The organism is Enterococcus sp. HMSC072F02, assembly GCF_001837725.1.
GTDB classification, from domain to species: domain Bacteria; phylum Bacillota; class Bacilli; order Lactobacillales; family Enterococcaceae; genus Enterococcus_B; species Enterococcus_B lactis.
Window position 1 is genome coordinate 154,261 of record NZ_KV833953.1, and the last position, 25,065, is coordinate 179,325.

The following is a 25,065-nucleotide window of genomic DNA, read 5'->3' on the forward strand; positions in this document are numbered from 1 at the left end:
TGATGACATTTTTTGTTCATTTTTTGATAGATGGATAAAAAATTTGATTACATCTTTTCTATTCTAGAATTTGGTCGATTTTCAATTCTTCTTCTGGTGAGAAATCTAAATTATCCATCATTCGAACACTTTCTTGTAACTGACTTAACCGACTTGCTCCAACCAGTACACTCGTAACAGATTTTTGTCGCAAATTCCATGCAAGGGCCATTTGCGCTAATGATTGTCCTCGTGATACGGCGATTGTCTGCAGTGCTTTGATTTTTTCCAGAGTTGATCCAACTTGTTCTTCTGAAAGGAATGGTATTTCCTTACGATGTGCTCTAGAATCTTCAGGAATCCCATGCAGATAACGATTTGTCAGCAAACCTTGGGCAAGCGGGCTGAACGTGATTGCTCCTAGCCCTTCTTCTTCTAATACTGGAGATAAGTCGTCTTCTAGTAGTTCACGAGAAAACATATTGTAGCGCATCTGATGAATAATGAACGGTGCTTCTTTTCTTTTTAAAATTTCAGTCATTTTTTTGGTGTCTTCTCCATTATAGTTGGATATACCAATATATAATGCTTTTCCTTGTCTTACAAGTTGCATCAATGCTTCTGCTGTTTCTTCCAAAGGTGTATCAGGGTCTGGACGATGATGATAGAAGATGTCAACATAATCTAGCCCCATTCTTTGGAGACTCTGATCACAACTTGAAATGATAGATTTACGCGAGCCCCATTCTCCGTATGGACCTTCCCACATATGATAACCTGCTTTGCTAGAAATAATCAGTTCATCACGGTAGGCTTGAAAGTCTTCTCTAAAAATACGCCCGAAGTTTTTCTCTGCAGCTCCAGCAGGGCCTCCGTAATTATTCGCAAGGTCGAAATGGGTAATTCCCATATCGAAAGCACCTCTTAAAATCTCTCTTTGGTTATGGATAGGATCATAATCTCCAAAATTTTGCCATAATCCGAGAGATAAAATTGGTAATTTTAAACCTGAATGACCGGATTTACGATATTCCATTTTTTCATAACGTGCACTATCTGCAATATACAAATTTTCTCCTCCTCACCATTTTTAAAACGCTTTCTTTTATTCTGCTTTTAGTTTACTACATTTTAAAGAAAAGGAGTTAGTCAAAATGATTTTTTCTTGTATTTTTTTACCATTTGTTTTTTATTCGTTGATAAATCAGAAATTGCTTACGTGCTTGCTGAATTTTTTTATAGCGTTTTGGTTGTTTTTTGTAAAATTGCTGATGATAATTTTCTGCTGGCCAAAACGTACTAGCTGGTTCAATTTTTGTGACGATTGGTTGGTGGAACGTTCCTGAACTGACTAGTTCCTGTTTCGATTGCTCCGCTAATTCTTTCTGACGTTCGTCTTGATAAAAAATCACCGGACGGTATTGCTTCCCTCTATCTTGAAATTGTCCAAAGGCATCTGTGGGATCAGTTATTTGCCAATAGATTGTCAATAAATCGCTATAACTTATCTCTCTCGTATCATAAATGATCTCCACAGCTTCCATGTGACCTGTGTAGCCACCGCTCACTTGATCATAATTTGGTTTTTCAACATGTCCGCCCGTGTATCCTGACAAAACAGATAGGATCCCTTTTTTCGATTCAAACGGCTCGACCATGCACCAGAAACATCCCCCTGCAAATACTGCACGTTCTTGATAGTCAGCATCTTGCATAGCATGCTTGGAAAAGTCATATTTTTGCTGCGTGTCAAATCCTTCTGTAAGCAATAAATAAAAATCCATTACATCAGGCGTTAGGTTCATCCGGATAGCTAATGGACGTAGTGTTGCTTCTAGTTTCGATAACTGTTCTTTAACGGATGTATTTTCTCTTATGTCATTCTTTGTCTGGATCAATACTTTTCGTTCCCAATCTCGTGTATTCGGATTTAAAATCAGATTATAAAGAGTTTGAATGAATACTTGTTCCTTATCCATAGACTCTCCTCCTTTCCGAAGAAGACAAGCTAGTGACTTTAGCTGTAATTTATCATAAAGTGAGGAAATAAGCGATTGAATCGTATTTATTCAAAGAAGATAAGCGGCTTCAGATGATATAAGATGATCTTTATCTTAAAAAGCATACTCTATGGTCTATGGTTTGATTTAACTAAAAAACGACCTCTGAAAAAAGGGATGTTTTCCAGTTCTCAGAAGTCGAGTAAAGATGATTCTTTTTTTATGAACGATAATAAACTTCATCCAAAAACAGACCTTGTGCAGGGACGGTTTCTCCTGCATGTTGCCGCACTTTGCTTTCGAATATTTCATCGATTGTTTCTATCGGCATGGCACCTGTACCGATTTCTAGTAATGTTCCCATGATGATTCGCACCATTTTATATAGAAATCCGTCTCCGACAAAAGTAAAATGAAGCATTTCTCCCTTACGTTCGATAGATAATTCATCAATCGTACGTACCGTAGATTTTTTTGATTTTTTCAATGCAGAAAAACCAATGAAATCATGTGTACCCATCAATTTTTCGCAAGCTGCATTCAGCTTATCCATATCCAACTCTTGAGGAAAATAAAAGCTGTGGTTTCGTTCAAATGCTGAAGGAATCACGTTGTTCCAAACATAATAGCTGTATTTTTTGCCCACCGCATTATATCTTGCATGGAAGCGCTCAGGCATCTCTTCGATTCTTTTGATGACAATATCTCGCGGAAGGTAACGATTCATAAAGTCGATCATTTCTGACAGCTCAATTTCTGTGTTTGTTTTGAAATTTGCCACTTGTCCTCGCGCATGCGTGCCGGCGTCTGTTCTTCCTGATCCAATAATTTCTATTTCTTCATTTGTCATCTGATGCAACACTTTTTCGATTTTCCCTTGGATGGTTTTATCGTCATCTCCAAGTCTTTGCCAGCCTGAATATCTTTTTCCGTCATATTCGATTGTCAACTTGATGTTTCTCATATTTATTTAACTCCTTTATGATCAGTTACAATTTATTTGCTTCATGAGTATAACATAATCTAAATAGCGTAGCTTGCAAACTATTGATGTCCCCTTGATTTTCAGATACTCATTTTAAAATAATGCTAGTTTTCCTAATTCTCATTGTCTATACTTGATATATATTCTTTAATCTATTATCGGAGGAACTTGTTTTGAAAAAACTGTTAAAAAAAGATGCTTTCACTTACTATTCTATTTTAAGCATCTGCTTATGGGTCGTTATCGTTAGTCTTTATATGTGGTGGCCTATTGCTGGAAAAGCCCCTGTTGAGCTATGGGATGGTCAATCCCAACACTTTGTTTCATTTGTTTATTTTGGCGAATATATTCGGGAAATAATCAAAAATATTTTGATTGATCATAACTTTTCTATCCCAACTTATGATTTTAGTATTGGTTATGGTCAAGATATTTTAGGAACATTACATTACTATATCATTGGTGATCCGTTTTCACTATTAGCAGTATTTGCTAAACCAAAGTATGCAGAATTTGCCTTTTCATTAGCAATCATGTTACGCATTTTCTTTTCCGGAATCTCTATATCGATCTTTCTTCGATATAAGAAAATGGCCAACTATCAAACTTTTATCGCCACATTCATTTATGTATTCTCTGGTTTCGTACTAAGTTCTGCTTGGAAACACCCTTACTTCATCAATCCGATGATTTATCTACCATTGCTATGTTTGGGGCTTGAGTATATCTTCGAGAAAAGAGGATATAAACTCTTTACGTTTATGATTTTCATTTCTGTTATCAGCAACTTTTATTTCTTTTATATGCTTTCTATCTTAATCTTTTTATACGCTGTTTACAGATATTTTGAACTTTATACTTTAAAGGACTATAAAGTGTTGTTTTCTCTTTTATTCAAATCTATTGGTAGTTACGTATTAGGAATAATGATGGGCTCCGTTATTTTCATTCCCGTAATTAATCAATTTTTCAATGCTGGACGTGGGGAGATTCATTCAACGCTCTTACCTTTTTACACGAAATCATTTTATTTGAATTTTGTGAAAAACTTTATTTCACCAGTTTACGGAGGAGAAGCCTCAACTGTCACAGCCTTTTTCCCAATCATCGTTTTTGTATTATCCGTTATTTTATATCGTTCTAAGCAAAAAAATAATTTTGCAAGACTTGATCTTTTAGCCATTAGCTTGTTGACTATTTTTTTATTCTTTCCATTTTTTGGTAGTCTTTTCAACGGATTCTCTTATAGCACGAATCGTTGGATGTTTGGTTATGCATTCTTTTGGGCTTTTCTAACAGCAAAATACTTACCTGTTTTAGTTGAATCCGCAACTGATTTATCAAAAAGAAAACGGTTTGTGCATATTTCTTTTATTGTTTTCTTTTTCTTTATCCTTTTCACTTTTGCAAACTATAAGCGTGATGTACCGCCTTATATCGGTTTGATCTTCCTGTTGCTCTATTCAACTATCTTTTTATTGTTTGCTAATTCGAAAAAAACAAAAATCGCGTTGAGTATACTGGTATTTTTGAATGCTCTAGTTTATGGAGCCTTTCAAACAAATATCAAAATCAATCCCCTTATCATTAACAGTTATACTGATAAAAATATCGTAGAAAATGATTATTGGGCACCAAAAAGTTCAGCTATCTCAGATATTATCAATAAAGATACTGACTGGTCTCGGTATGAATTGTCTAAAACTGGAAATCCTCGTTCCGAAGAAAACAATGCTTTGTTAAGGGGAATAAATAGTACGAATTTTTATTTTAGTTTAGCAAATAAAAATATTTTTTCCTTCAATCAGTCTATTGAGAACAATATCAACAGTGACTATGAATATTATGGGCTAGATAGTCGTGCAGAATTAGGCACTTTAGCAAATAGCAAATATTACGCAAAACTAAAAACTGACACTAATCAAGATATTCCTTTTGGTTATACTTATTTACAAACAATCAATAAAAATGGTCAAGATGTAGAAATCTATCAGAATACAAATTTCCTACCTTTTGGCTATACGTACGATTCCTATATCAAACAAAATGATACTCAAACTAGTTCATTAGCTATTATGGATAGTATGACAAAAAGTGTTATTATAAATAAAGATATCTCTGGTCTAAAGAAAAATCAGATGACCGATAAAGGAATCAAAAAACTGAACGATCATATTCAGCAAACGGATGGAGTAGAGATAAAAGGAAATCAGTATATCGTTTCTAAGAACAATGCAACTGTTACGTTCTCTGTAGACGCTCCATCTGAATTGACAAATAATTATTTGTTTCTACGGTTTAAGGGAATAAATTATCCTAATACACAACCAGGATTATTTCTTCCAACTGAGACTGCCACGTATTTAAAAGTAACTTATGGACAACTGTCAAAAGAGTTTAATTTTCGAAATCAATATCAAGGATGGTACGTAGGGATCAAAAATTCCTTACTTAATTTAGGGGCAGTGCAACCTAATCAAACTATTCAAGTCAGCTTTAGAAATCAAGGAGTCTATACATTTGATTCTATTGAGTTATATACGCGTGACTATAGTCAATTAAGTACGGAAATAGCTAAATTAAGGGAAAACACACTTCAGAATGTCCATTTTTCGGCAAATGAAGTATCTGGTGAACTAAATCTGGAAAAAGAAAAATTGCTTTTATTAACCATCCCTTATGAAAAAGGATGGACTGCTTATGATAACGGAAAGAAAATACCAATTATCCAATCGAATTATATGTATACAGGATTACTCCTCAATCCAGGTAATCATCAAATCAAACTGATCTATCATACACCTGGTTTAACGACAGGTTGGATGCTCACTATCGTTGGATGGATCATCTTCTTATTCACTATTATCTTGAAAAAACGATTTTCTTTTAAATAATTCAAGAAATTTGGGTTTATTTCCGAAAGATACTTCTGGAACACCCTTTGTTCGAAATAAGGGACTGTGACAATACTTTTGTCGCAGCCCTTTTATTTCACTTATATTCTAAAAGATAAATTGCCATTATGAATTACATGAATTCATAATGAATCACTTCTTTATATTCCTCATATAATTCCGCGTTTCGCAGATCGCCCCCATCTAAATTCGCCGAATAAAATATAGGAGGATGTTTTATCCCATTTGCAATAAGCTGTTCGCAAACTTCCACGATGATCGTATTGAGGATGGCTGCACCGATTACAGTAGAGGAAGGACCGGCTTTTTGTACGATACCTGTCAGCTCACAGCAAGCATCTCCTATATCCCCATGGTTATCGATAACTATATCAGAAACCTCAAACAATCGTTTCCCTGATGAATGACGACTAGTCACCGATCGTGAATATTGGACATTCGTCAAACTAATGATTTTTACGCCCTTCGCTTTTGCAGTTAACGCTAAATCAATAATGATTGGGTTTCTTCCCGATACCGAGTGAAGGATCAATACATCTTGATTTTTAAATGAAATTGTTTTTGCTAAATTCGTTCCATATCCTTCTAAACGTTCCATTTGACTGGTAAAGGTGATAGGGGAACGATCTAGCATCACTTCTCGTCCAAAGATAGCATTGATGGTCATCATCCCACCTGCCCGATAATACATCTCTTCCGCTAAGATACCAGCATGACTAGCACCAAAAATATAGACCGAACGTTTTTGCAGATTCGCTTGGGTCAATACATCGATTGCTTCTTTGATTGACTTTTTTTCTTCCTTTTCAACCAAATCTAATAACTGTTTGATTTTATCCATATATTTGAACATCTAGAACCCTCCAAACAAACCGCTGAATCCTCTACCGATCATTCCCCATAACGACAAATCGTTTCCGCCGAAAATCAATATCCAGCTTTGGATCGTCGTACTAAAAACAATAGCTGAAAAACCAGCTAATATGACCATGACAAATGAAGCTGTGATTGTTCCGACAACCGCTCCACGAAAGCCACCTTGACCTTCACCGATGACTGCTGCACCACCACATTCAAAGAAACTTGTGATTACTAATGGCACAAGCAACACGCCGAATAGATGGAATGAATTCGCCAAAACAACTAAAATCGTAGAAGTGATCATTGCCACGATAAAACCGATAATTACTGCATTTGGTCGATAATTGAATAAAATAGGCACATCAAATGCTGGTTTCGCTCCCGGTACGACTTTTTCTGCAATCCCTTGAAACGCTGGGATGATTTGATTGATCAGTAGTCGGACACCATATAGCATAATGAGTAGTCCTGCACCAAAATTCAACCCTGCTTCAATCGAAAACATCAGGAGATTATCCCCTTCTGGTATCAAAACAGGTGCGATGATCCCAACTACGGTATTCATCAAGAACATGACTAGTGCACCTGTAATTGAGATTTCTCGGAAAAATGAAAGATTCTCAGGTACTTTGATATCTTCTGTCGATTTTTCTTTATTTCCTACTCGTTTTGCTACAAATCCTGAAACTAAAGACAAAACACCCGTTGGATGACCAATCAGGAAAGAATCATCTCCCGTAGCATCCCAGACATATTTGCGCATGATCCACGGCATGAAAGACCAATAACAAGCCGATAAAATCCCGCTGATTCCAATCAATGCTCCCCCTGACAGTCCTGCTTCCACACCAGCTGCTACAAATACGAAAGGAAACCACCAAAGCATATGACCTGTTAAAAAGATCGTCTTCACAGGTGTAAACCGAGCAATCAATAAATGGATAACTAATCCTAAAAACATAGCTAATCCGACCGTTCCGCCATATTCTGCAGTAAACGTCACATCAGATAGTCCTTCTGTCACTTCTACACCCAACTGTGTTTGGACAGCTACATTGATTGGAGAAATCGTTCCGACCAGCATATTGACTCCGGCGGTCAAAGCAACCATACCAAATGCAGCGGTCAAAGCTCCCTTAATCGTTTCTGAAAATGATTTTCGCTGGATGATCAGCCCGAGCATCGCAATCAAACCTAACAAGACGGGCGGATTCTTCAAGATGTGTTCACTAATGAAATTCATTCTTTTATTCCCCCTTATCAGCTAGATATTGTTCCAATTGCGCCTTTATTTCTGAAGTATCCATATACTTTTTAATAGGATAAACAGGCGCTTTTACAGAAGCTTTTAGTTCTGGAAGTAATTCATGACTTGTAAAATAAACATCTGCCATCGTTGCTTTGGCAGTGGATAAATCTGTATTTTCCACTGTCGCCTTTAAACTAAGCTCCTTAATTACTTTATCAAGAGACATTTTCAAAACCATAGAACTCCCCACACCAAATCCACATACTGCTAAAATTTTCATTTTTCTTCCTCCTTATGCAAATAACTGAATGATCGTTTCTTTATTTCCTGATAAAATCGTTTGATATTTTTCATTGTCCATAAATATTTCCATGATATCTTTCAATCTCTCCAGATGGCTTTCGTGGTTTTTGGCAGCTAAAACCAAAAAAATATGGACTGGTTTCCCTTTCATATCTACGGCATCTTTTACGACTAAAAGACTCATACTTTGCTCGTTTACTCCAAGACCTGGTTTTGCGTGCATCAGCGCAAAATAATCAGCCAACACCATATATGGTCCATTTTCCTCTACACTTCGGATCATGTTTTCTAAATACGTATGCGTTATCATTTTGTTTTTTAATAATGGATTGCTAGCGATTTCGACTGCTTTCATCCAATTTTCAGCCGTTTCTATTACTTGGATTTGATTTTTCGGCAGCAATTTATTGATAGTACTCATTCTCTGACCTCCAACATTTTTGAAATAAACCAATTTTTATCCTCTATTCCTTGCATGACCATTTTCATCACAGGTTCGACTTCTTTCACATCTTCTTCTCGGATCATTAGCAGAACAACGATATCTGCCTTTTGATATCCCCATGAAAATGGCTTGTCTGCTATCAATACAGCAACCGAAGTTTGTTTAACGACATTAGGATTGCCATGAGGAATAGCAAAACCATTCTCCAAGTATGTTGATTGGATTTCCTCACGCTCAAAAATAGAGTGGAGAAATCGTTGTTTCAAATCTTCATTCTCAAACTGTTGCTGATCAACCAAAAAACGGATAGCAGCTTCTTTTGAATCCAAGTGATCAAAATAGACATTAGAGGAAATAAGATGTTTCACTTTTTCAGATATCGAGCCTTCAATGTTTATTTGTTCGTTATCTATGACCAGATCGATATAATGATTCATGATACGTTTCATATCTCTAGCAGTAACCATTGGAGAAATTCTTACTACTGGTCTAATTTGCTTAGGTATATCGACAGTGGAGATAATCAAATCTACGTCAAACAAATCTAGTCTGTTCAATTTATCGACAGATGCTGTTTCGATACTATCGATATCAGGTAAGATTCTTCTGATTTTTGCAGAAACAAATGAACTGGTTCCCATGCCATTGGGACATACGAATAAGAGTCTATTTAATCGTTTGACACGCTCGATTGCTGCTTGGAAATGGATAGCTACAAAACCTACTTCATCTTCGGACAAGCTTACTTGATAAGGCCAGCGAAAATCATTTAACGCAAACCAGACAACACCATACAAAGAAGGATAATTTTGTTTTATCTCATCTATCAAAGGATTTACGATGGTCGTTTGAGCCTCAATACGTAAAAGCAGCTGATACAGATGTACAAGCAGATCTTCTTCTAAACGACTATCTTGGGTAAGATCTATCTGAATGCCTCTACTCACTTTTTGGATCAATTGCCGGATTTTTTCTCGAAATACCAAAGGGATCGTTTCATTTTTCATGAAAAAGCGTAAACCACTTCCCACAATAACATAAGTCAAATACTGTACTTCTTCTTGCGAAAATTGGTAAATACGCTGTTCCTCTAACTGATGCAGCAATTCACAAACGAGGGGATATTTATTGAATTCTAAAAAATACTTTCCATATTGATTTTTACCTTTTAAGCTGATTTTCTTCCCTTCTCTTGAACGCTGAATCATCAATAAGTTCGAAACGATGATACTTGAAAAGTAGCTTTCTGGTATCTCAATTTGCTTGTCTGCAATGCTCTCGCGAAAAGATCGTTCGACTGTTTCTAGAAGCTTTCGATCCACTATTTCTCTTACGATCTCCAATTCATCAAAATGATTCAGGATCATACGCTTCAGTACCTTCTGAACCTGTATTTCATTTCCTTCAAAATATGTCCCGAAACGATCAAAACTGAGATTCAACCCTTCTTTCGCAAATACATATTTGATGTAAGAAATATCATTTGCGATACTGCTTCTGGAAACATAATATTCTTCAGAAAGTTGCTGGTAGCTTACATGCTCGAAATTGGACAGTCTGTTCAGGATCGCTACTCTTCGAAGTTTGCTTTCTTGATATTGTATTACACTCATTTCCATCACCTTCTATATTCACTATAATTTTTTCTTATAAGGAGAACTAGACCAAATAAAAGATTAAAATAACCTGAGAAATCATACACTGCTCTTTCTCAGTTAATATACGCTAAAACAGAAGTTATACAAGAAAATTATGGAACTATATTTCAGAAAAACAAAAAAACAGCCAACGGACGAAATGTCCGCTGACTGTTCAATTTGACGACTCAAGTTTTACTGTTTGAGATGCAAGATACTCAACCAGGCAATGGGCACATAATTAAAGAAAAAACTGATTCTTTGGCAAAATCCTATTTTATTCAGTAATGGCCAAGAATTTATAGAAGGGATTCTTGCCAGACCATAAATCGCCGCAAAAAGCAAACTGATCACAGACAGTCCAAGGTATAAGTGGCTTACGTCCAGTTGCTCATTTTTTCGATAGATCAAGAAAAGAAGAACTGGAAACAATAAAAAACCACTATAACCTAAACCTGATCCGATATTATGAACCCATGTCGAGACATTCCACGAAGATTCATGAGTATTGATACTGAACAAACCTGTAAAAATACAATCACCTATACCATAGAAACCGATAGATGCTGTAACTAAGGTAGCTAACACACGAGATATACTTGCAAATGCAGCATACAACGCAGGCAATGACAGGATGAAAAAAATCCCTGAAACCACTGACCAAATAAGAAACGACTTTCTTACAGGACTGAAAACCTCTCCAAATACACTGATCACACTCTTCATTTGATCTAATTCAGGATAATACAATCCTAATACGTACGGAGTCAAAAAATCACTCAACACGCCTAATAGTAAAAAGAAAAAACCAAGTTTACGTAAAAAATCCATGATGCGCCTCCAATAACAATTACCTATGCTTTTAATTGTTATTATAAACGACTTTATCTCGATTTAACAGGAACCTCTATTCTACAGGAACATCTATATAACTCATTAAAAATTTGAATCGTCTTAAGGTTCATCCCTAAATATCTAATGTTCAATGTTCATTTAATCCGTCTAATCGATCTTTCAATTTGATTTTTTCTCCACTTCTTTTACGCGCGCCTAATTCTCCTATTGCAGTAAACAACAGATCACTTGACGAATTTAAGGCAGTTTCCATTGAATCTTGGATAACACCGATAATAAATCCGATACCGACGATTTGCATCGCAACATCATTAGAGATACCAAACAAACTACATGCTAGTGGAATCAATAACAGTGAACCGCCCGCAACACCTGAAGCCCCACAAGCAGCTAAAGCAGACAAAATACATAAAAGGACTTTCAAAACAAACGGTGCTTCAATCCCTAAGGAATGTACAGCCATCAATGACATCACGGAAATGGTAATCGCAGCACCGCCCATATTGATCGTAGCACCTAATGGGATCGATATGGAATAAGACTCTTTCGTCAATTTCAATTTTTCAGCCAGCATCATGTTTATCGGAATATTTGCGGCAGAACTTCGGGTAAAGAAAGCTGGAAGCGCGCTTTCTTTCAAACAAAAGAGAATCAATGGATAGGGGTTTTCTTTAATAAACAAAAACGTGAGGAACGGGTACACAACTAATGTGACAAACAGCATCGTGCCGATCAACACAAGTAAAAGCTGCAGATACTCTGCCAATCCAGCGATTCCAGTCGTGGCAATCGATTGATAAACCAATCCTAAAATCCCTATCGGAGCGAATGCAATAATCACTTGTACGACTTGTGATAATGCTACAGATATTTGATCCACCAATTCTTTTGTCGATTCTGAACGTGATCGAAAAGCTAGACCTAACAACACAGCCCAGAATAAGACACCAAGATAATTCGCATCAATAAGCGATTGAACAGGATTTTGTGTGACATTTGTCAACATCGTAGATAAAACACTTTCCAAATTTTGCGGTGCTTGTTCAGATACTGTTTCTTGTAAAGTAATAGGAACAGTAAAAATTGAACTTATAATCACTGCTACAAGTGCCGAAAGCAATGTTCCTACTAAATATAAGACTAAAATAGGCTTCACAAATGTCTTATTTCCTATTTTATGTTTGGCAATTGAAGCCATCGTCAAGAAAAAAACTAAAAGAGGCGCAATTGCTTTCAAGCAACTGACAAACAACGTCCCCAATATTGAAATAAATGTCCATGTGGGGAAAAAGATACCCAACAATATTCCGACTAAAATACCAACAACAATACGTTGAACTAACGACATATCCAAAAACTTCTCTAACAAATGACCACCCTTTCACAATTTTAACAATCATTGTATCATTTTATCTAAAGAAACTAAAGGTGTAATTTTCTAAAAATTCTAACAATACAATTGGCAATTCATGCTCTTGCAACATTCAGTTTTAGTATTGGAGGGTTTATTCAATCTCTAAAGAAGTCGAGAGAAAACTATTTATCGTTATTATTAAAGTTATCCAAGTAAAACGTAATTAAGATGAAGGATGAAACTGGAAGTTTCATCCTTCATCTTAATTCTTAGACATAGCAATCAATTAATATTTTCCACTGAGTCTCTTCTTTCTCTCACTAATTTACTTACCCATAAACGATTTGATTAAAGCCATTTTTCAATTCATTATTCGCTGTCTCGTTGAAGTAAAGATAATTATCGGGATTCCCCTGATTTTGTTGTGTCACCAATACTTTTGGCTGATTTTGCTGAAATCCAAATAGATAGACGTGCTTTTTCAGATATGGTTCTGTCTCTGCATCGGAATAGACGGCTGTAATTTGATAATCTGCTTGACCTGTCCCACTTTCTGACCATTCTGCAGAAGCAGGCACTCCACCAATAGCCATCTTCCACTCCCCATTCAAAATAGCTTGAGGGACTTTAAGACCATATAAGTCCACACTCATTTGATTCGTATAACTTTTGTATTGTTGCCCCATTGTTTGGCCCCATGTGGTCATAAATGCCTCTAATTGTGCGGCTTTGTCTGCATTCCACAGTGTTTGTTCAACTTGTTCGCTGCTTTCTGAAGAGGAAGATGAAGCCTCTAAAGAAGAACTTGAAGTAGATGTTTGAGTCGTTTCAGTCGTTTTGGAAGACTCTGACGAAGTAGAGGTATCTGCTGTTTCTGTACTTGTTGCAGTTGACTTGCTCTCTGTGCTAGTTGTTGTAATAGTTGCAATTGTTTCTTTTGTTGATTCTTTTCTTGGTTCATTCCCGTTGGTACAACCAGCTAACAAAAAAGCTAGGCCCATTGTTAATAAAATCCTCTTTTTCAATTAAAAAAACTCCTTTCGATTACTCTCCCACTTCTTTATTCTATCAAATAAGCAATGTGATTTTATTGATTTTTTGTATTTTCTCATCCATCTTTTAAACCATTTAAAAACTAAGAAGCACCCGCTGATGTCTTATAGACAACATCAGCGGGTGCTTCTTTTTATTTTATTTTTAAGACAAAACGTTGTGTTTTTTTCCTGTTTTTCTCACACTTTATATTTGTATTTGAAGAAACATAGACTTTTAGTCATCATCGTCTTCTTCATCCAAATCTTGTCGGAGAGTTTTTCCTTGGAGTCTTTGTACTTGGTAGATGATTTCTTTATTGAAACTTAAAAGTTCAACAAGCAATTGTTGCAAGCCATACTTTTCTTCTTTTTCAGCTAACTTGATTGCCCGTGTGATAAAGACATTTTGGAAATCGAAATCTTTTGCAAAGTTTTCTAACATTGTTGAGGCTGGTAAATATTTGTTTTGACCATGTTCGTAAATTTTTCCATAACGCATGACTTCTTCTAAAGTAGACGGAACGATTTCATTCTCAATCACTAACTCATGAGAGATTTTATTGAACCATCTCGCTTCTTGATCAGCATATTCCGAAAAAAGGGTACTTAATTCTTGCGAAGATGTACCCAAAACATACAATTGTGCTTGGATCAATTTCATTTCTTCTAATTTAAAATTTGCTAATACATGTCCCACCATGGCGCCAGCAGTTGGTTTATGATGGTCGATATCTGCTTGTTTTGTTTCTTGAGCAAATTTTTCTTCCACTATATTCATTGATTTACGCCTCTTTTACTTTTGTTGATTGGACTTCATAACCTAATTTTTCCACAACTGCAGCTAATTGTTCAGGGTGGACTTCATCTGGATCAAAGTTTGCTTTGATTTTGCTCGCATTAAACAAAACTTTCGTATTGCTTACCCCAGGCTGTTGAGAAACCGCATGTTCGATTTTTTGCATACAGCTTGGACAAGTTAGTGTATCTAATTGCATAATCATTTTTTTCATCGTAGTTCTTCCTTCCTTTTTCTTGATAGTCTTATTCTAGATTACAGCTTCCATAAAAAAATTGATTCTTATCAAGTTTTACGATTTTTTTCTTTGCTTTCGTGTCCAAAATACAATAAACGCATTGCGTTAAAGATAACGATCAAGATACTAGCTTCGTGAACGAACATCCCACTAGCCATGTAAATAAATCCGGCAAATAAGCCGATGAGTAAAAATGAGACGACACCAATGGCAATCACTACATTTTCACGGGTATTCAAAACAGTTTTCTTAGCCAAACGGTAGGCATGAACCAACGATCCAAAACTAGATTGCATCAAGACAACGTCACTCGTTTCGATAGCGACATCCGTTCCTGATCCCATAGCAATCCCGATATCAGCCGCAGCCAAAGATGGAGAATCATTGATTCCATCTCCAATGAAAGCAACGCGCAATCCTTCTTCTTGGTATTTTTTCACAAATTGAACCTTTTCGTCTGGTAATAATTCAGCATGGACTTCATCAATGCCTAACATATCAGCAACATAATCAGCAGTCATCTGATTATCACCTGTCAGCATCACTAAATGTTTTGCTCCTGCTTGTTTCAACTTAGCTAATTGTTCAGCGACTTCTGGTCGAATCACATCTGACACACCAATGATTTGAGTAATTTTTTTGTCGATTGCTACAATAATGACTGAGCTGCCTGTTTGTTGTAATTGATGTAAATCTTGTACTTGCTTTGGTGTAAGAGAAAGTTTGTGAGCGGCAATCAATTTGGTGTTGCCCGCACAAACTGCGTGACCATCAATCTCAGCTGTGATTCCTTGTCCCTTGATCGTCTGATTATCTTTGACTGCTAATTGTTGAAAATCAAGGACTTTCTCCTGAGCATAATGGATCACGGCGCGCCCCAGAGGATGATCGGATAACGTTTCTAATCGAGCCACTAAAGCTAAGCTGTCCCCTTCATCCTCTGTATAGTTCTTGATAGTGGATACAGCAGTAGTTCCTTTGGTCAATGTACCGGTTTTATCAAAGACAAAAGTATCGATTTTGGAAAAAGTATCCATTGCTTCACCGCCTTTGACTAAGATGCCCCGTTTCGCTCCATTACCGATTCCTGCTACATTCGAAACAGGCGCACCAATGACTAAAGCGCCAGGACAACCAAGAACCAAAACAGTGATGGCTAAACGAAAATCACGACTGATCAGACCAACAAGCAATGCAATAAGTAAAACGGTTGGAGTATAATACTGAGAAAATCGATCAATGAATTTTTCCGCATGTGATTTGGTATCTTGTGCTTCTTCTACTAATTCGATAATTTTGGCAAAGGTCGTATCATCTCCGACCTTAGTTGCTTTAATCGTCACGTAGCCATCTGCTAAAATCGTTCCAGAAAATACGTCATCTCCACTGATTTTGACGACTTGTCGTGATTCACCCGTCACTGCGGCTTCATCCGCATACCCTTTCCCGTCAATGACTCGGCCGTCCACAGGAATAGCTCCACCAGTTTTTACTAAGACGATATCGCCTTCTTCCACGTCATCGATTTCCACTTCTTCAGTCGTTCCATCTTCTTGGACAACGCTGGCAGTCGATGGGGCCATCTCGGTCAAATCCTTGATTGATTCCCGCGTTTTGGTCAATGTTTTTTGTTCCAGATAACTACCAAACAAAAACAAGAATGTAACGATAGCTGACTCCTTGTATTCTCCGATCATAAAGGCACCAAGCACAGCAATAGTAACGAGTAAATCAATTGAGATAACTTTGACTTTTACTGCCTGATACGCATAGATCATAATAGGTATGACCGCAATAATAGAAGCTATGGCTAGAGCAATGTTATAGAACAAGACAAATCCAGTAAATTTTCCGATAAAACCAAAAATAATCAACACAGCTGATAAGGCGGTGATATGATTTCGATGCTCTTGGATCCACTTTTGAAATTTCATCTTTCTCCCTCTTTTCCTTTTCGTTCTTACGAGACTAAGTATAGATACTTATCCATCATAAAAAATTGACCACTATCAAGTTTAGTCAAAAAGGTGGTTTTCTTTTGGTATACTGAATTCCTACAGTCATTAAACGATCATATAGAAAAAGGAAGCGCCGAGACGCTTCCTTAGGTAGTTCTATTTTTTTATTCAAAGATAAGATGCTTTGTCATCTTACGACTGAAGAACAACAATCAAAAAAGGGCAGCAGCCACTCATTCACAAGAAATATCGTTTTTGATATGGGAATTGAAGCAGTGGACAAATATCTCTACTTATTAGCTGGGAATAAGATCCAAAAAAGCTTAATGGATTTCATCCAAGAATTGGAATGTACTTTCCACAAAAAATTCACTCATTCCATTCTTTTAAAACTTTTGATTCATACAGCGTGTTTAATTGAGCGTACATTGATAAACGGTCATGAACTTAAAATTATATCAGAAGATGACACAAGACTTTCTCATGAAACAATTTTTCATGTAAAAAAGGCCTTCAAAAATATTGAAACAGAATTTGGGATCACTGTTTCTTATGATGAATGTTTCTTTATCTATGATATTATCGCATCTAAATAATCTTTTTTTATGTAAATGAGTATTTTTTTAACTTATTGTTTAAGAGTGATAATATTCCATCCTAACAATTAAAGGGAGACAATTAAAAGTTTGTCCCCCTTTTTGCTGACTAAATTGTTTTCTATAAACAAATCGAATAACTGTTTCATTGAACTATCTACCTCATAACAAAGATTCATCTATAGAAAAAAACACTTAATAGATCAGCGCGCTAAAAGCTTCATATGGGAGTAAATTGTTAGTAATTTTCTTTTTGTAATTTTGGATCAAGAATTGTTTGACACGATACTTACCGATTGGAAAAGTAGTCTTTTGATCAGAAAAATTAACTACAACTAGTATTTTTTGGTTTTTTAAACTGCGTAGATATGCTAAAACATTCGGTTCCTCTGTCTCAATGACTTGATATTTTCCATAGACAATCACAGGTAATTCTTTGCGCAATTCGATCAGTTTTTGATACGTATAAAACAAGGAATTTTGAGCAGCTAATGCTGCTTCTACATTGATCTCTTCTGTATTCCCCACTGGCAACCAAGGAGTTCCTTCTGTAAATCCACCATTTTTGTGATTGTTCCATTGCATCGGATGGCGAGCATTATCTCGCCCCTTCGAGTTGATTGATTGGATCAACTCTTCCTTCGAATAGCCTTTTTTTTATACGTTCTGCATACATTCTTTGGCTTTCAATATCATCTACCTCATCAATATTCTTTACTGGATAATTGATCATGCCGATCTCTTCTCCTTGATAGATATAAGGTGTACCTTGCATAAAATGGAGGTATATCGCTAGCATTTTTCCACTGATTGTTCGATATTCTTGATCGTCCCCCCAGCGAGAAATGATTCGTGGGAGATCATGATTATTCCAAAATAAAGAATTCCAATCACAACCATCTAATTCAATCTGCCATTTAGAAAAAGTCCGATGTAATTCCTGTGGATCTAAATCCTTTAGATCCCATTTTCGTTTGCCATTCTGTTTGTCTAGATTAATATGCTCGAATTGAAAGACCATTGATAATTCTTTGCGTTCTTCTTTTGAATACAGCTGCGCAATCTTGGGCGTTGCCCCCCAAGTCTCTCCCACTGTCACTACATCATAATGACCAAATGTTTTTTGGTACATTTCTTGCAATAAATCATGTAAAAGAGGACCATTTTTAGTAATAGATTGTTCCGGCTGCTTTTTCGAATGCAAGTGCAGATAATATTGATTCACTTCGGGCACATAGGTCCATGCTGAACCGCCGAAGTTCGACTCTAATCCATTCGGTTCTTTACGCCAAACATAATAGTCGTGATAGGGACTGGTAACACTTTTTTTGCCGATTGAAACCATGGATGTCTGTCTGACGTATGATTGATAACAAGATCCATGATGACTCTTATTCCCCTTTGTCGTGCTTCTTTTATCAGTAAATCCATATCTGCCATCGTTCCATATTCTGCGCCTATTTTTCTGTAGTCACTGATATCATAGCCATTATCATCATTAGGTGATTCATAAACCGGGCTTAACCATATCGCATTGATTCCCAGTTTTTATAGATAATCTAACCTTGAAAGAATACCAGGAATATCTCCAATGCCATCTCCATTTGTATCTTGAAAACTTCGAGGATAGATTTGATAGATTACTGCATTTTTCCACCATTTATTTTTCATCTGTTTCACTCACTATCAGAATATCTTCACCACTTTTGACCGTGTTTTTTTCAAGAATTTTTACATTAGCATATGCAGAGGAATTAGTGACAATTTCCATAATTGTATCGTCGTACCCTTCTTCTTTAAGCAATTTACGATCAAATGTACCGAGAATATCCCCTTTTTTCACTAATTCACCATATTGTCGCTGTGTCGTGAATCCGGCCCCTTTTAGATTCACTGTATCAATACCGATATGGATCAGTACTTCCGCTCCTTTCTCTGTTTTCAAGCCATATGCATGTTTAGATTCGTGGACAACTGTCAATATACCATCTGCTGGAGCATGGACTACCCCGTCATCTGGTTTGACTGCTATACCTCTTCCCATCATTTCAGTGGAAAAAACTGGATCTTTTACCTTCGTTAAAGGGAGAATCTTCCCGCTGACTGATGCAGCTAAAACTTCATCTTGCGGTTTCCTAGTCGCTTTAGGAGCTGAACTGATTGACTCAGCTGCTTCTGTTCCTTTTGATTCACCATCTGCTAGAAGTTCCATATGTTTTTTTCCATAGAAGTAAGTGCTTAAAAAACCGATCATTATACTGATAACAATTCCGATCATGAATGAAGGAATCGAACGAGGTGCAATGGAAATAAAGCCAATGATGCTTGCCGGTCCCATCGCAACTGCTAATACGTGGAACAAGCCGATAAAGAATGAAGCAATTCCTGCAGCAATCATTCCACAAATAAACGGAAATTTCAGTTTCAAATTCACACCGAATATCGCTGGCTCAGTAATCCCCAACATAGCGGAAACACCTGCAGTGGTAGCTAGACTCTTTTGCTTTTTATTTTTTGTCAGCAGCATAATCGCCAAAGCAGCCGCTCCTTGCGCTACATTTGCCATTGAGGCAACTGGAAAGATAAAAGAGCCACCCGTTCTGGCAACATCTGCTAGTAAAGTAGTCTCGATTGCTGGAAAGCTTTGATGTAATCCGGTAATGACTATCGGCGAATAGAAGAGACCAAAGACACCTAAGCCGAAAGCTCCAGTAGTACTGTATAACCAGCTTAATCCATCAGCTAAGCCGTCTCCGACAGTACGCATCACCGGCCCTACTACTGTAAAAGTTAAAAAACCAGTAATAATAATAGCTAGCATTGGAGTAAATGTGTAGTCGAAAGCATTAGCCAACCGTTTATGGAAGAATTTTTCTAAAGTAGCTAAAATCCAAGAAACTGCAAGGACTGGAAGAACAGATCCTTGATAACCGGCTTGTGCCACATTCATTCCAAAAATATTCCAATAAGGCATCGATCCTTCTGCAATAGCATTCGTCACACTGTATCCATTCACTAAATCCGGCATGACCATCGCCATCCCCATTGCTGCTCCAAGATACGGATTGCCTCCAAAACGTCGAGTTGCTGAAAAACCTACCAAAATCGGCAAAAAAGCAAACGGCGCTGAAGCAAGTAAATTAATGATGCCAGCAAAATCTTTCACTGATGGATACAACTCAACCACTGACTGAGGACCAAACAAATCCTGTGCCGTCAAAACATTATTCAGAGCCATCAACAGTCCACCCGCAACCAATGCAGGGACAATCGGAACGAAGATATCTGACAACACCTTGATAAAGGACATGACAGGATTATTCTTCTTATTCGATGCTACCGCTTTCAAAACGTCAGTTGAAGCTTCCTTTACGCCGGTGATCTTAACGAATTCATCATATACGTTATTCACATCACCTGCTCCGATAATGATCTGAAATTGATCATTTGCTTCAAAAGTTCCTTTCACACTTTCATTATCATCCAGAGCCTTCTGGTCTACTTTGTCTGAATCTTTTAAGACAAGCCGTAAACGTGTTGCACAATGAGCAGCTGCTTGTACATTGTCTTCTCCAAGCGCTTTGCTGATTTCTTCAGCTACTTTTTTGTAATCCATTTCATTTCCTCCTAATCCAAAATTATTGAAGCAGTAACTATAAATTTTTCTTAAGCACAATATGCCATGATTTAAAACAATTGTCAATCGATTATCAAATCTTAAATAAAATAATTTTTTATATATAAAAAATAGCATTTATAAGCTACTTTATTTTGATATTCGTTTGACATTTCATCAGAAAAAATATATTATAACGTCAAGAATACGTTTACAAGGAGTTTGTCATGAAACTTAAAGAAAATTGGTCACGAACGGATCGTTATCGTCCATATAAAGAATGGTCTGAAGAACATTTGCATTCCTTAGAGAAAAAAATCAATTCTTCCCATTGGCGCTTAGGCTACCATATACAACCAGTTACTGGTTTATTGAACGATCCGAATGGTTTTTCCTATTTCGACGGGAAATGGCAGCTATTTTATCAAGCATATCCGATGGGGTCTGTTCATGGTCTGAAATCTTGGTACCATCTCTCCTCAGTTAATCTGATAGATTGGAAAAACGATGGCCTCAAACTGATTCCGGATAATTCATTTGACAGTCACGGTGTGTACTCAGGTTCAGCTTTGCCGATTGATAATCAACTGTTCCTTGCATATACCGGAAATGTGCGTGATTCGAATTGGGGACGTCATTCCTTCCAGTTAGGGGCATGGATGGACAAAAATGGTAATATCACTAAGATACCGACTCCTTTGATCAGCTCCCCACCTCCGGGATATACACAAGAAATCCGTGATCCTCAGCTGATTGCTTATGATGACGGTTACTTGCTCATTGTCGGAGCACAAACTGAACAAAAACAAGGAAGTATCCTAACTTATTACAGTAAAGATCTTCAAAATTGGCAGTTTTTAGGAACTTTGGGTTTTACAGAGGAAGAAATGGGTTTTATGATCGAGTGTCCAAATCTATTATTTGTGAACGGCAAAGCACTACTGGTCTTCTGCCCACAAGGTTTATCTCACGAGATCCACTCATACAGTAATATTTACCCGAATACTTACGTGATCGGTCAAACATTTGATTTTGAAAAAAATGAGCTTTCCGACCCTACTCACATAAAAAATATAGATGAAGGATTTGACATTTACGCGACGCATTGTTTCAGTGATGGAAATGGACGAACCTTGGCAATCAGTTGGATTGGGTTGCCTGAAATCAGCTATCCAACTGACGAAGAAGGATGGGCACACTGCTTGAGCATCGTAAAAGAACTTACTATTGAAAAAGAGCAGCTCTATCAACGACCGGTGAAAGAAACAGCGCAGTTGCGAAAAGGAAAACCTTATCACTTTAGCGGTTTGGAAACCACTATTGACGCGGAAATAAATCAATATGAACTCCAGTTAGAATTCGATTACTCACAGAAAGGTACTATTTTATTGTTTGCAGATGATCAACAAAAACACGGTTTAACACTATCCTTTGATACGATACATGGTAAAATGAGTATGGATCGCAGCCATGCCGGCAAATCTTTCGCTGAAAATTTTGGAACTGTACGTGAATTCTCAATTGAAAAGAAACCGCTGAAACTACAAATATTTGTTGATCGTTCCGTTGTAGAGGTGTTTGTAAATGATGGACAGCAAACAGCGACTGCCCGTGTCTTTCCGACAGATGATCAAACGGGCTTGTATATAAAAAGTGACAGGGAATTTAAAGGGAAATTATGGCATCTGCGGAATATGAACAAATAAAGGATGAAGAAAATGGCTGTTAAATTGACAGATGTGGCAAAAAAAGCAGGAGTCTCTCCTACTACTGTCTCGAGAGTGATAAATAATTATGGTTCTTTAAGTCAAAAAACAATCGATAAAGTGAATCAAGCAATGAAAGAACTCAATTATCAGCCGAATTCGTTAGCCCGTTCACTTCAAGGAAAAAACACTCAATTGATCGGCTTGATTTTCCCAACAGTTGCTAATCCGTTTTTTGGCGAATTAGTCGAACAGTTGGAAAGTAAATTATTTGATTTAGGCTATCGTTCGATCTTATGTGACAGTGCTAATAATAAAGAAAAAGAACGAAATTATCTCAACATGTTAGCAGCAAATAAAGTGGACGGCATCATCGCCGGCGCTCATAATCTCGGGATACAGGAGTACGAAAATATTGAGTTGCCAATCGTCTCTTTTGACCGCTATCTGGCAGACGGAACACCAATCGTCAGCAGTGATAATTTCCGAGGCGGTTATCTCGCGACAGAAAATCTCTATCTAAAAGGAGCTCGTAAAATCGCTATTTTGACGGGCTCGCAAGAATCCAACTCCCCCACAAATGACCGAATGAACGGCTATTTGAAATTTATGGATGAGCAGCAGCTAGAACCACAGATTTTTCAATTCCATTCAACTGCTCGTTCCACTGCTTTAAAAAATTTAGAAATTAAACGGATTTTGCAAAATGAAGAGATTGACAGTATTTTTTGCACAGATGATCTTACAGCTGTATTGGCATACAATCTGTGTCAAGAGCTCGATATCCGCATCCCTGAGCAATTGAAAATCATTGGATATGACGGAACAAAATTTATCCAGAATTATTTTCCGCATCTGTCTACTATCGCTCAACCAATAACGGATATTGCCGACATCCTTGTAGACTTGCTACTGCAAAGAATCCAAGATGCTGAAAAACCACTGGAATCACATTACGTTTTACCAGTAAAGCTGATTCAAGGTAAAACGACTTAACTGCAAAGGAGCAAATGTTTTATGTTATATGGAGCAATTGAAGCTGGCGGAACAAAATTTGTCTGCGCAGTAGGTACGAAAGATTTAGAAGTAATTGAAAGAATACAAATCCCTACAACCACGCCGATAGAAACGATGAATAACGTTATTGATTTCTTCAAAAAACACCAAGAACAACTGGCAGCGATTGGAATAGGTTCTTTTGGACCGATTGATATTCATCCCAATTCAGCAACATACGGATATATCACCTCTACGCCAAAAAAAGCTTGGCAGAATTTTGATTTTATCGGTTATTTAAATAAAAATTTAAAAGAACTACCGATTGTCTTTACCACCGATGTCAATGCAGCTGCTTACGGAGAATATGTCGCGGGGAATGGAAAAGGGCGTTCCACTATTGTTTACTACACGATTGGAACAGGTATTGGTGGCGGTGCCTTGCAAAATGGCACTTTTGTAGAAGGTTTCAGCCACCCTGAAATGGGACATATGCTTGTGCGCCGACACCCTGTGGATACCTTTAAAGGTGTTTGTCCTTATCATAGCGATTGCCTGGAAGGAATGGCTTCTGGACCTGCAATCGAACAAAGAACAGGCATGAAAGGTCAAGAGTTGTCTGCCGCTGATCCTTCTTGGGAATTAGAAGCTTATTACATCGCTCAATGTGTCTATAACACAACTCTTCTATTTTCACCTGATGTCATCATCTTTGGCGGTGGTGTAATGAAACAAGCACATCTGAGAGAACGAGTCCAAGAAGCTTTGGTTGGTTTGATGAATCACTATGTAGACTACCCAGCATTCGAAAACTATGTATTACCTCCAAAATTAGGAGATGATGCTGGAATCATTGGGTGTTTAGCTTTAGCATTAGAAAAATCAGAAAAAGATATCTTCTAATAAAATAAGCACGTTGTCACAACAATCTCATCAATAAAAAGACGAAGAATCCACTTGACGCGATTTCTTCGTCTTTTTATTTACTATTAACTTATGTTCTCCAATCGGCCTTTCAACCCGGTATCCTCGCCTATTTTTCTTGCCCTTAACTCTCTGTTTCCTGTACTTAACAGAGTAGAGGTGTCGTGGAATTCTTTTGTTAACTTCAAATTATGATCTTCTACAAGTTCCTACAATCTAATCTTGGTTGTTTTTTTATTCAACTTGCAACGCTAGCAAGTTCCAGTTGTTTATCTTTTCCAATTAATTTTTGTGATATTTAAACTTCGCCCTGACAGCTTTTCAAAATATAGAAAAGAACACATCCTTATGTCTATTATGCAACAGCTCAATTTATTTAATGTATGTTAATGATTTTGTGGAATGTCTCCTTGGACATGCTATTTCTACTATTTAATGATCAATCACTTGACCTACTAGTAAGTAGAGAGCATGCCCGAACACATTACAAAAATATCATCACTTATGATACGGAGCTGCGTATCATGAGTGAATGATATTAGGAAAACTTCATAAAATAAATCTTTTATACATTTCCACTTCTAGAGGTAGCGTCAATAATTTTGTGTAAATAACTCG

Annotated in this window: 20 protein-coding genes and 1 pseudogene; 5 read left to right on the forward strand and 16 right to left on the reverse strand. The window is 37.0% G+C overall.

The genetic code is table 11. The annotated features are described in order from the left end of the window. Positions 1-58 precede the first annotated feature (58 nt). The 3 genes from HMPREF2731_RS07495 to truA form a co-directional block, all read right to left on the reverse strand. Positions 59-1,015, reverse strand: a complete 957-nt coding sequence (locus tag HMPREF2731_RS07495) for an aldo/keto reductase (RefSeq protein ID WP_002348342.1) — start codon at positions 1,013-1,015, stop codon at positions 59-61. Between the two features lie 139 nt (positions 1,016-1,154). Beyond that, positions 1,155-1,958 carry a peptide-methionine (S)-S-oxide reductase MsrA gene (msrA, locus tag HMPREF2731_RS07500; protein WP_002310626.1) on the reverse strand — a complete coding sequence of 268 codons (804 nt, stop codon included), beginning with the start codon at positions 1,956-1,958 and terminating at the stop codon, positions 1,155-1,157. A gap of 241 nt (positions 1,959-2,199) precedes the next feature. Beyond that, positions 2,200-2,943, reverse strand: a complete 744-nt coding sequence (gene truA, locus HMPREF2731_RS07505; RefSeq protein WP_002312684.1) for a tRNA pseudouridine(38-40) synthase TruA — start codon at positions 2,941-2,943, stop codon at positions 2,200-2,202. Positions 2,944-3,137: 194 nt separating this feature from the next. On the opposite strand from truA, the gene HMPREF2731_RS07510 reads away from it, so the two are divergent. Continuing rightward, positions 3,138-5,858: a YfhO family protein gene (locus HMPREF2731_RS07510; RefSeq protein WP_002314010.1), complete on the forward strand. Its 2,721-nt coding sequence runs from the start codon at positions 3,138-3,140 to the stop codon at positions 5,856-5,858. A 133-nt stretch (positions 5,859-5,991) separates the two neighbouring features. Here HMPREF2731_RS07510 and HMPREF2731_RS07515 read toward each other — a convergent pair whose 3' ends face one another. The 11 genes from HMPREF2731_RS07515 to HMPREF2731_RS07565 form a co-directional block, all read right to left on the reverse strand. Continuing rightward, positions 5,992-6,732: a sugar isomerase domain-containing protein gene (locus HMPREF2731_RS07515; RefSeq protein WP_002314009.1), complete on the reverse strand. Its 741-nt coding sequence runs from the start codon at positions 6,730-6,732 to the stop codon at positions 5,992-5,994. Continuing rightward, entirely contained in the window at positions 6,733-7,983 is a 1,251-nt protein-coding gene (locus HMPREF2731_RS07520) for a PTS ascorbate transporter subunit IIC (protein ID WP_002330727.1), read from the reverse strand. It abuts the gene before it with no gap. A gap of 4 nt (positions 7,984-7,987) precedes the next feature. Further along, positions 7,988-8,269 carry a PTS sugar transporter subunit IIB gene (locus HMPREF2731_RS07525; protein ID WP_070872665.1) on the reverse strand — a complete coding sequence of 94 codons (282 nt, stop codon included), beginning with the start codon at positions 8,267-8,269 and terminating at the stop codon, positions 7,988-7,990. A 12-nt stretch (positions 8,270-8,281) separates the two neighbouring features. Next, complete coding sequence (locus HMPREF2731_RS07530) at positions 8,282-8,713, reverse strand: PTS sugar transporter subunit IIA (protein WP_002310620.1); 432 nt, start codon at positions 8,711-8,713, stop codon at positions 8,282-8,284. Next, positions 8,710-10,350, reverse strand: coding sequence for a BglG family transcription antiterminator (locus HMPREF2731_RS07535; protein WP_002320725.1), 1,641 nt, complete (start codon positions 10,348-10,350; stop codon positions 8,710-8,712). The genes HMPREF2731_RS07530 and HMPREF2731_RS07535 overlap by 4 nt, the downstream gene beginning before the upstream one ends. Positions 10,351-10,569: 219 nt before the next feature. Further along, positions 10,570-11,205, reverse strand: coding sequence for a DUF998 domain-containing protein (locus tag HMPREF2731_RS07540; protein WP_002314006.1), 636 nt, complete (start codon positions 11,203-11,205; stop codon positions 10,570-10,572). A 151-nt stretch (positions 11,206-11,356) separates the two neighbouring features. After that, the gene (gene sstT, locus HMPREF2731_RS07545; RefSeq protein ID WP_070872667.1) at positions 11,357-12,577 is read right to left on the reverse strand and encodes a serine/threonine transporter SstT; all 1,221 of its coding nucleotides are present in this window, start codon (positions 12,575-12,577) and stop codon (positions 11,357-11,359) included. 335 nt (positions 12,578-12,912) lie between these two features. Next, positions 12,913-13,608 (reverse strand): DUF4767 domain-containing protein, encoded by a 696-nt coding sequence (locus tag HMPREF2731_RS07550; protein ID WP_002344641.1) that lies wholly within the window; start codon positions 13,606-13,608, stop codon positions 12,913-12,915. Positions 13,609-13,852: 244 nt separating this feature from the next. After that, positions 13,853-14,395 (reverse strand): ferritin-like domain-containing protein, encoded by a 543-nt coding sequence (locus tag HMPREF2731_RS07555; RefSeq protein ID WP_002310614.1) that lies wholly within the window; start codon positions 14,393-14,395, stop codon positions 13,853-13,855. Positions 14,396-14,399: 4 nt separating this feature from the next. Continuing rightward, positions 14,400-14,627, reverse strand: a complete 228-nt coding sequence (locus HMPREF2731_RS07560) for a heavy-metal-associated domain-containing protein (protein WP_002310613.1) — start codon at positions 14,625-14,627, stop codon at positions 14,400-14,402. 71 nt (positions 14,628-14,698) lie between these two features. Further along, complete coding sequence (locus tag HMPREF2731_RS07565; protein WP_002310612.1) at positions 14,699-16,585, reverse strand: heavy metal translocating P-type ATPase; 1,887 nt, start codon at positions 16,583-16,585, stop codon at positions 14,699-14,701. A 203-nt stretch (positions 16,586-16,788) separates the two neighbouring features. On the opposite strand from HMPREF2731_RS07565, the gene HMPREF2731_RS07570 reads away from it, so the two are divergent. Then, positions 16,789-17,205: a PRD domain-containing protein gene (locus HMPREF2731_RS07570; RefSeq protein ID WP_231601448.1), complete on the forward strand. Its 417-nt coding sequence runs from the start codon at positions 16,789-16,791 to the stop codon at positions 17,203-17,205. 195 nt (positions 17,206-17,400) lie between these two features. Here HMPREF2731_RS07570 and HMPREF2731_RS15340 read toward each other — a convergent pair. Both HMPREF2731_RS15340 and HMPREF2731_RS07580 read right to left on the reverse strand, forming a co-directional pair. Beyond that, positions 17,401-18,876, reverse strand: a pseudogene (locus HMPREF2731_RS15340) (alpha-glucosidase). After that, a complete protein-coding gene (locus HMPREF2731_RS07580) occupies positions 18,866-20,821 on the reverse strand; it encodes a sucrose-specific PTS transporter subunit IIBC (RefSeq protein ID WP_002314001.1) in 1,956 nt (651 codons plus the stop codon). The pseudogene HMPREF2731_RS15340 and the gene HMPREF2731_RS07580 overlap by 11 nt, the downstream one beginning before the upstream one ends. 227 nt (positions 20,822-21,048) lie before the next feature. Between HMPREF2731_RS07580 and HMPREF2731_RS07585 the strand changes: the two genes are divergently transcribed. The 3 genes from HMPREF2731_RS07585 to HMPREF2731_RS07595 are packed head-to-tail and all read left to right on the forward strand — an operon-like array spanning position 21,049 to position 24,426. After that, a complete protein-coding gene (locus HMPREF2731_RS07585) occupies positions 21,049-22,527 on the forward strand; it encodes a sucrose-6-phosphate hydrolase (RefSeq protein ID WP_002314000.1) in 1,479 nt (492 codons plus the stop codon). A gap of 12 nt (positions 22,528-22,539) precedes the next feature. Next, entirely contained in the window at positions 22,540-23,523 is a 984-nt protein-coding gene (locus HMPREF2731_RS07590) for a LacI family DNA-binding transcriptional regulator (RefSeq protein WP_002310605.1), read from the forward strand. Positions 23,524-23,544: 21 nt separating this feature from the next. Further along, positions 23,545-24,426 carry an ROK family protein gene (locus HMPREF2731_RS07595; RefSeq protein ID WP_002310603.1) on the forward strand — a complete coding sequence of 294 codons (882 nt, stop codon included), beginning with the start codon at positions 23,545-23,547 and terminating at the stop codon, positions 24,424-24,426. The last annotated feature ends 639 nt before the right edge of the window (positions 24,427-25,065 follow it).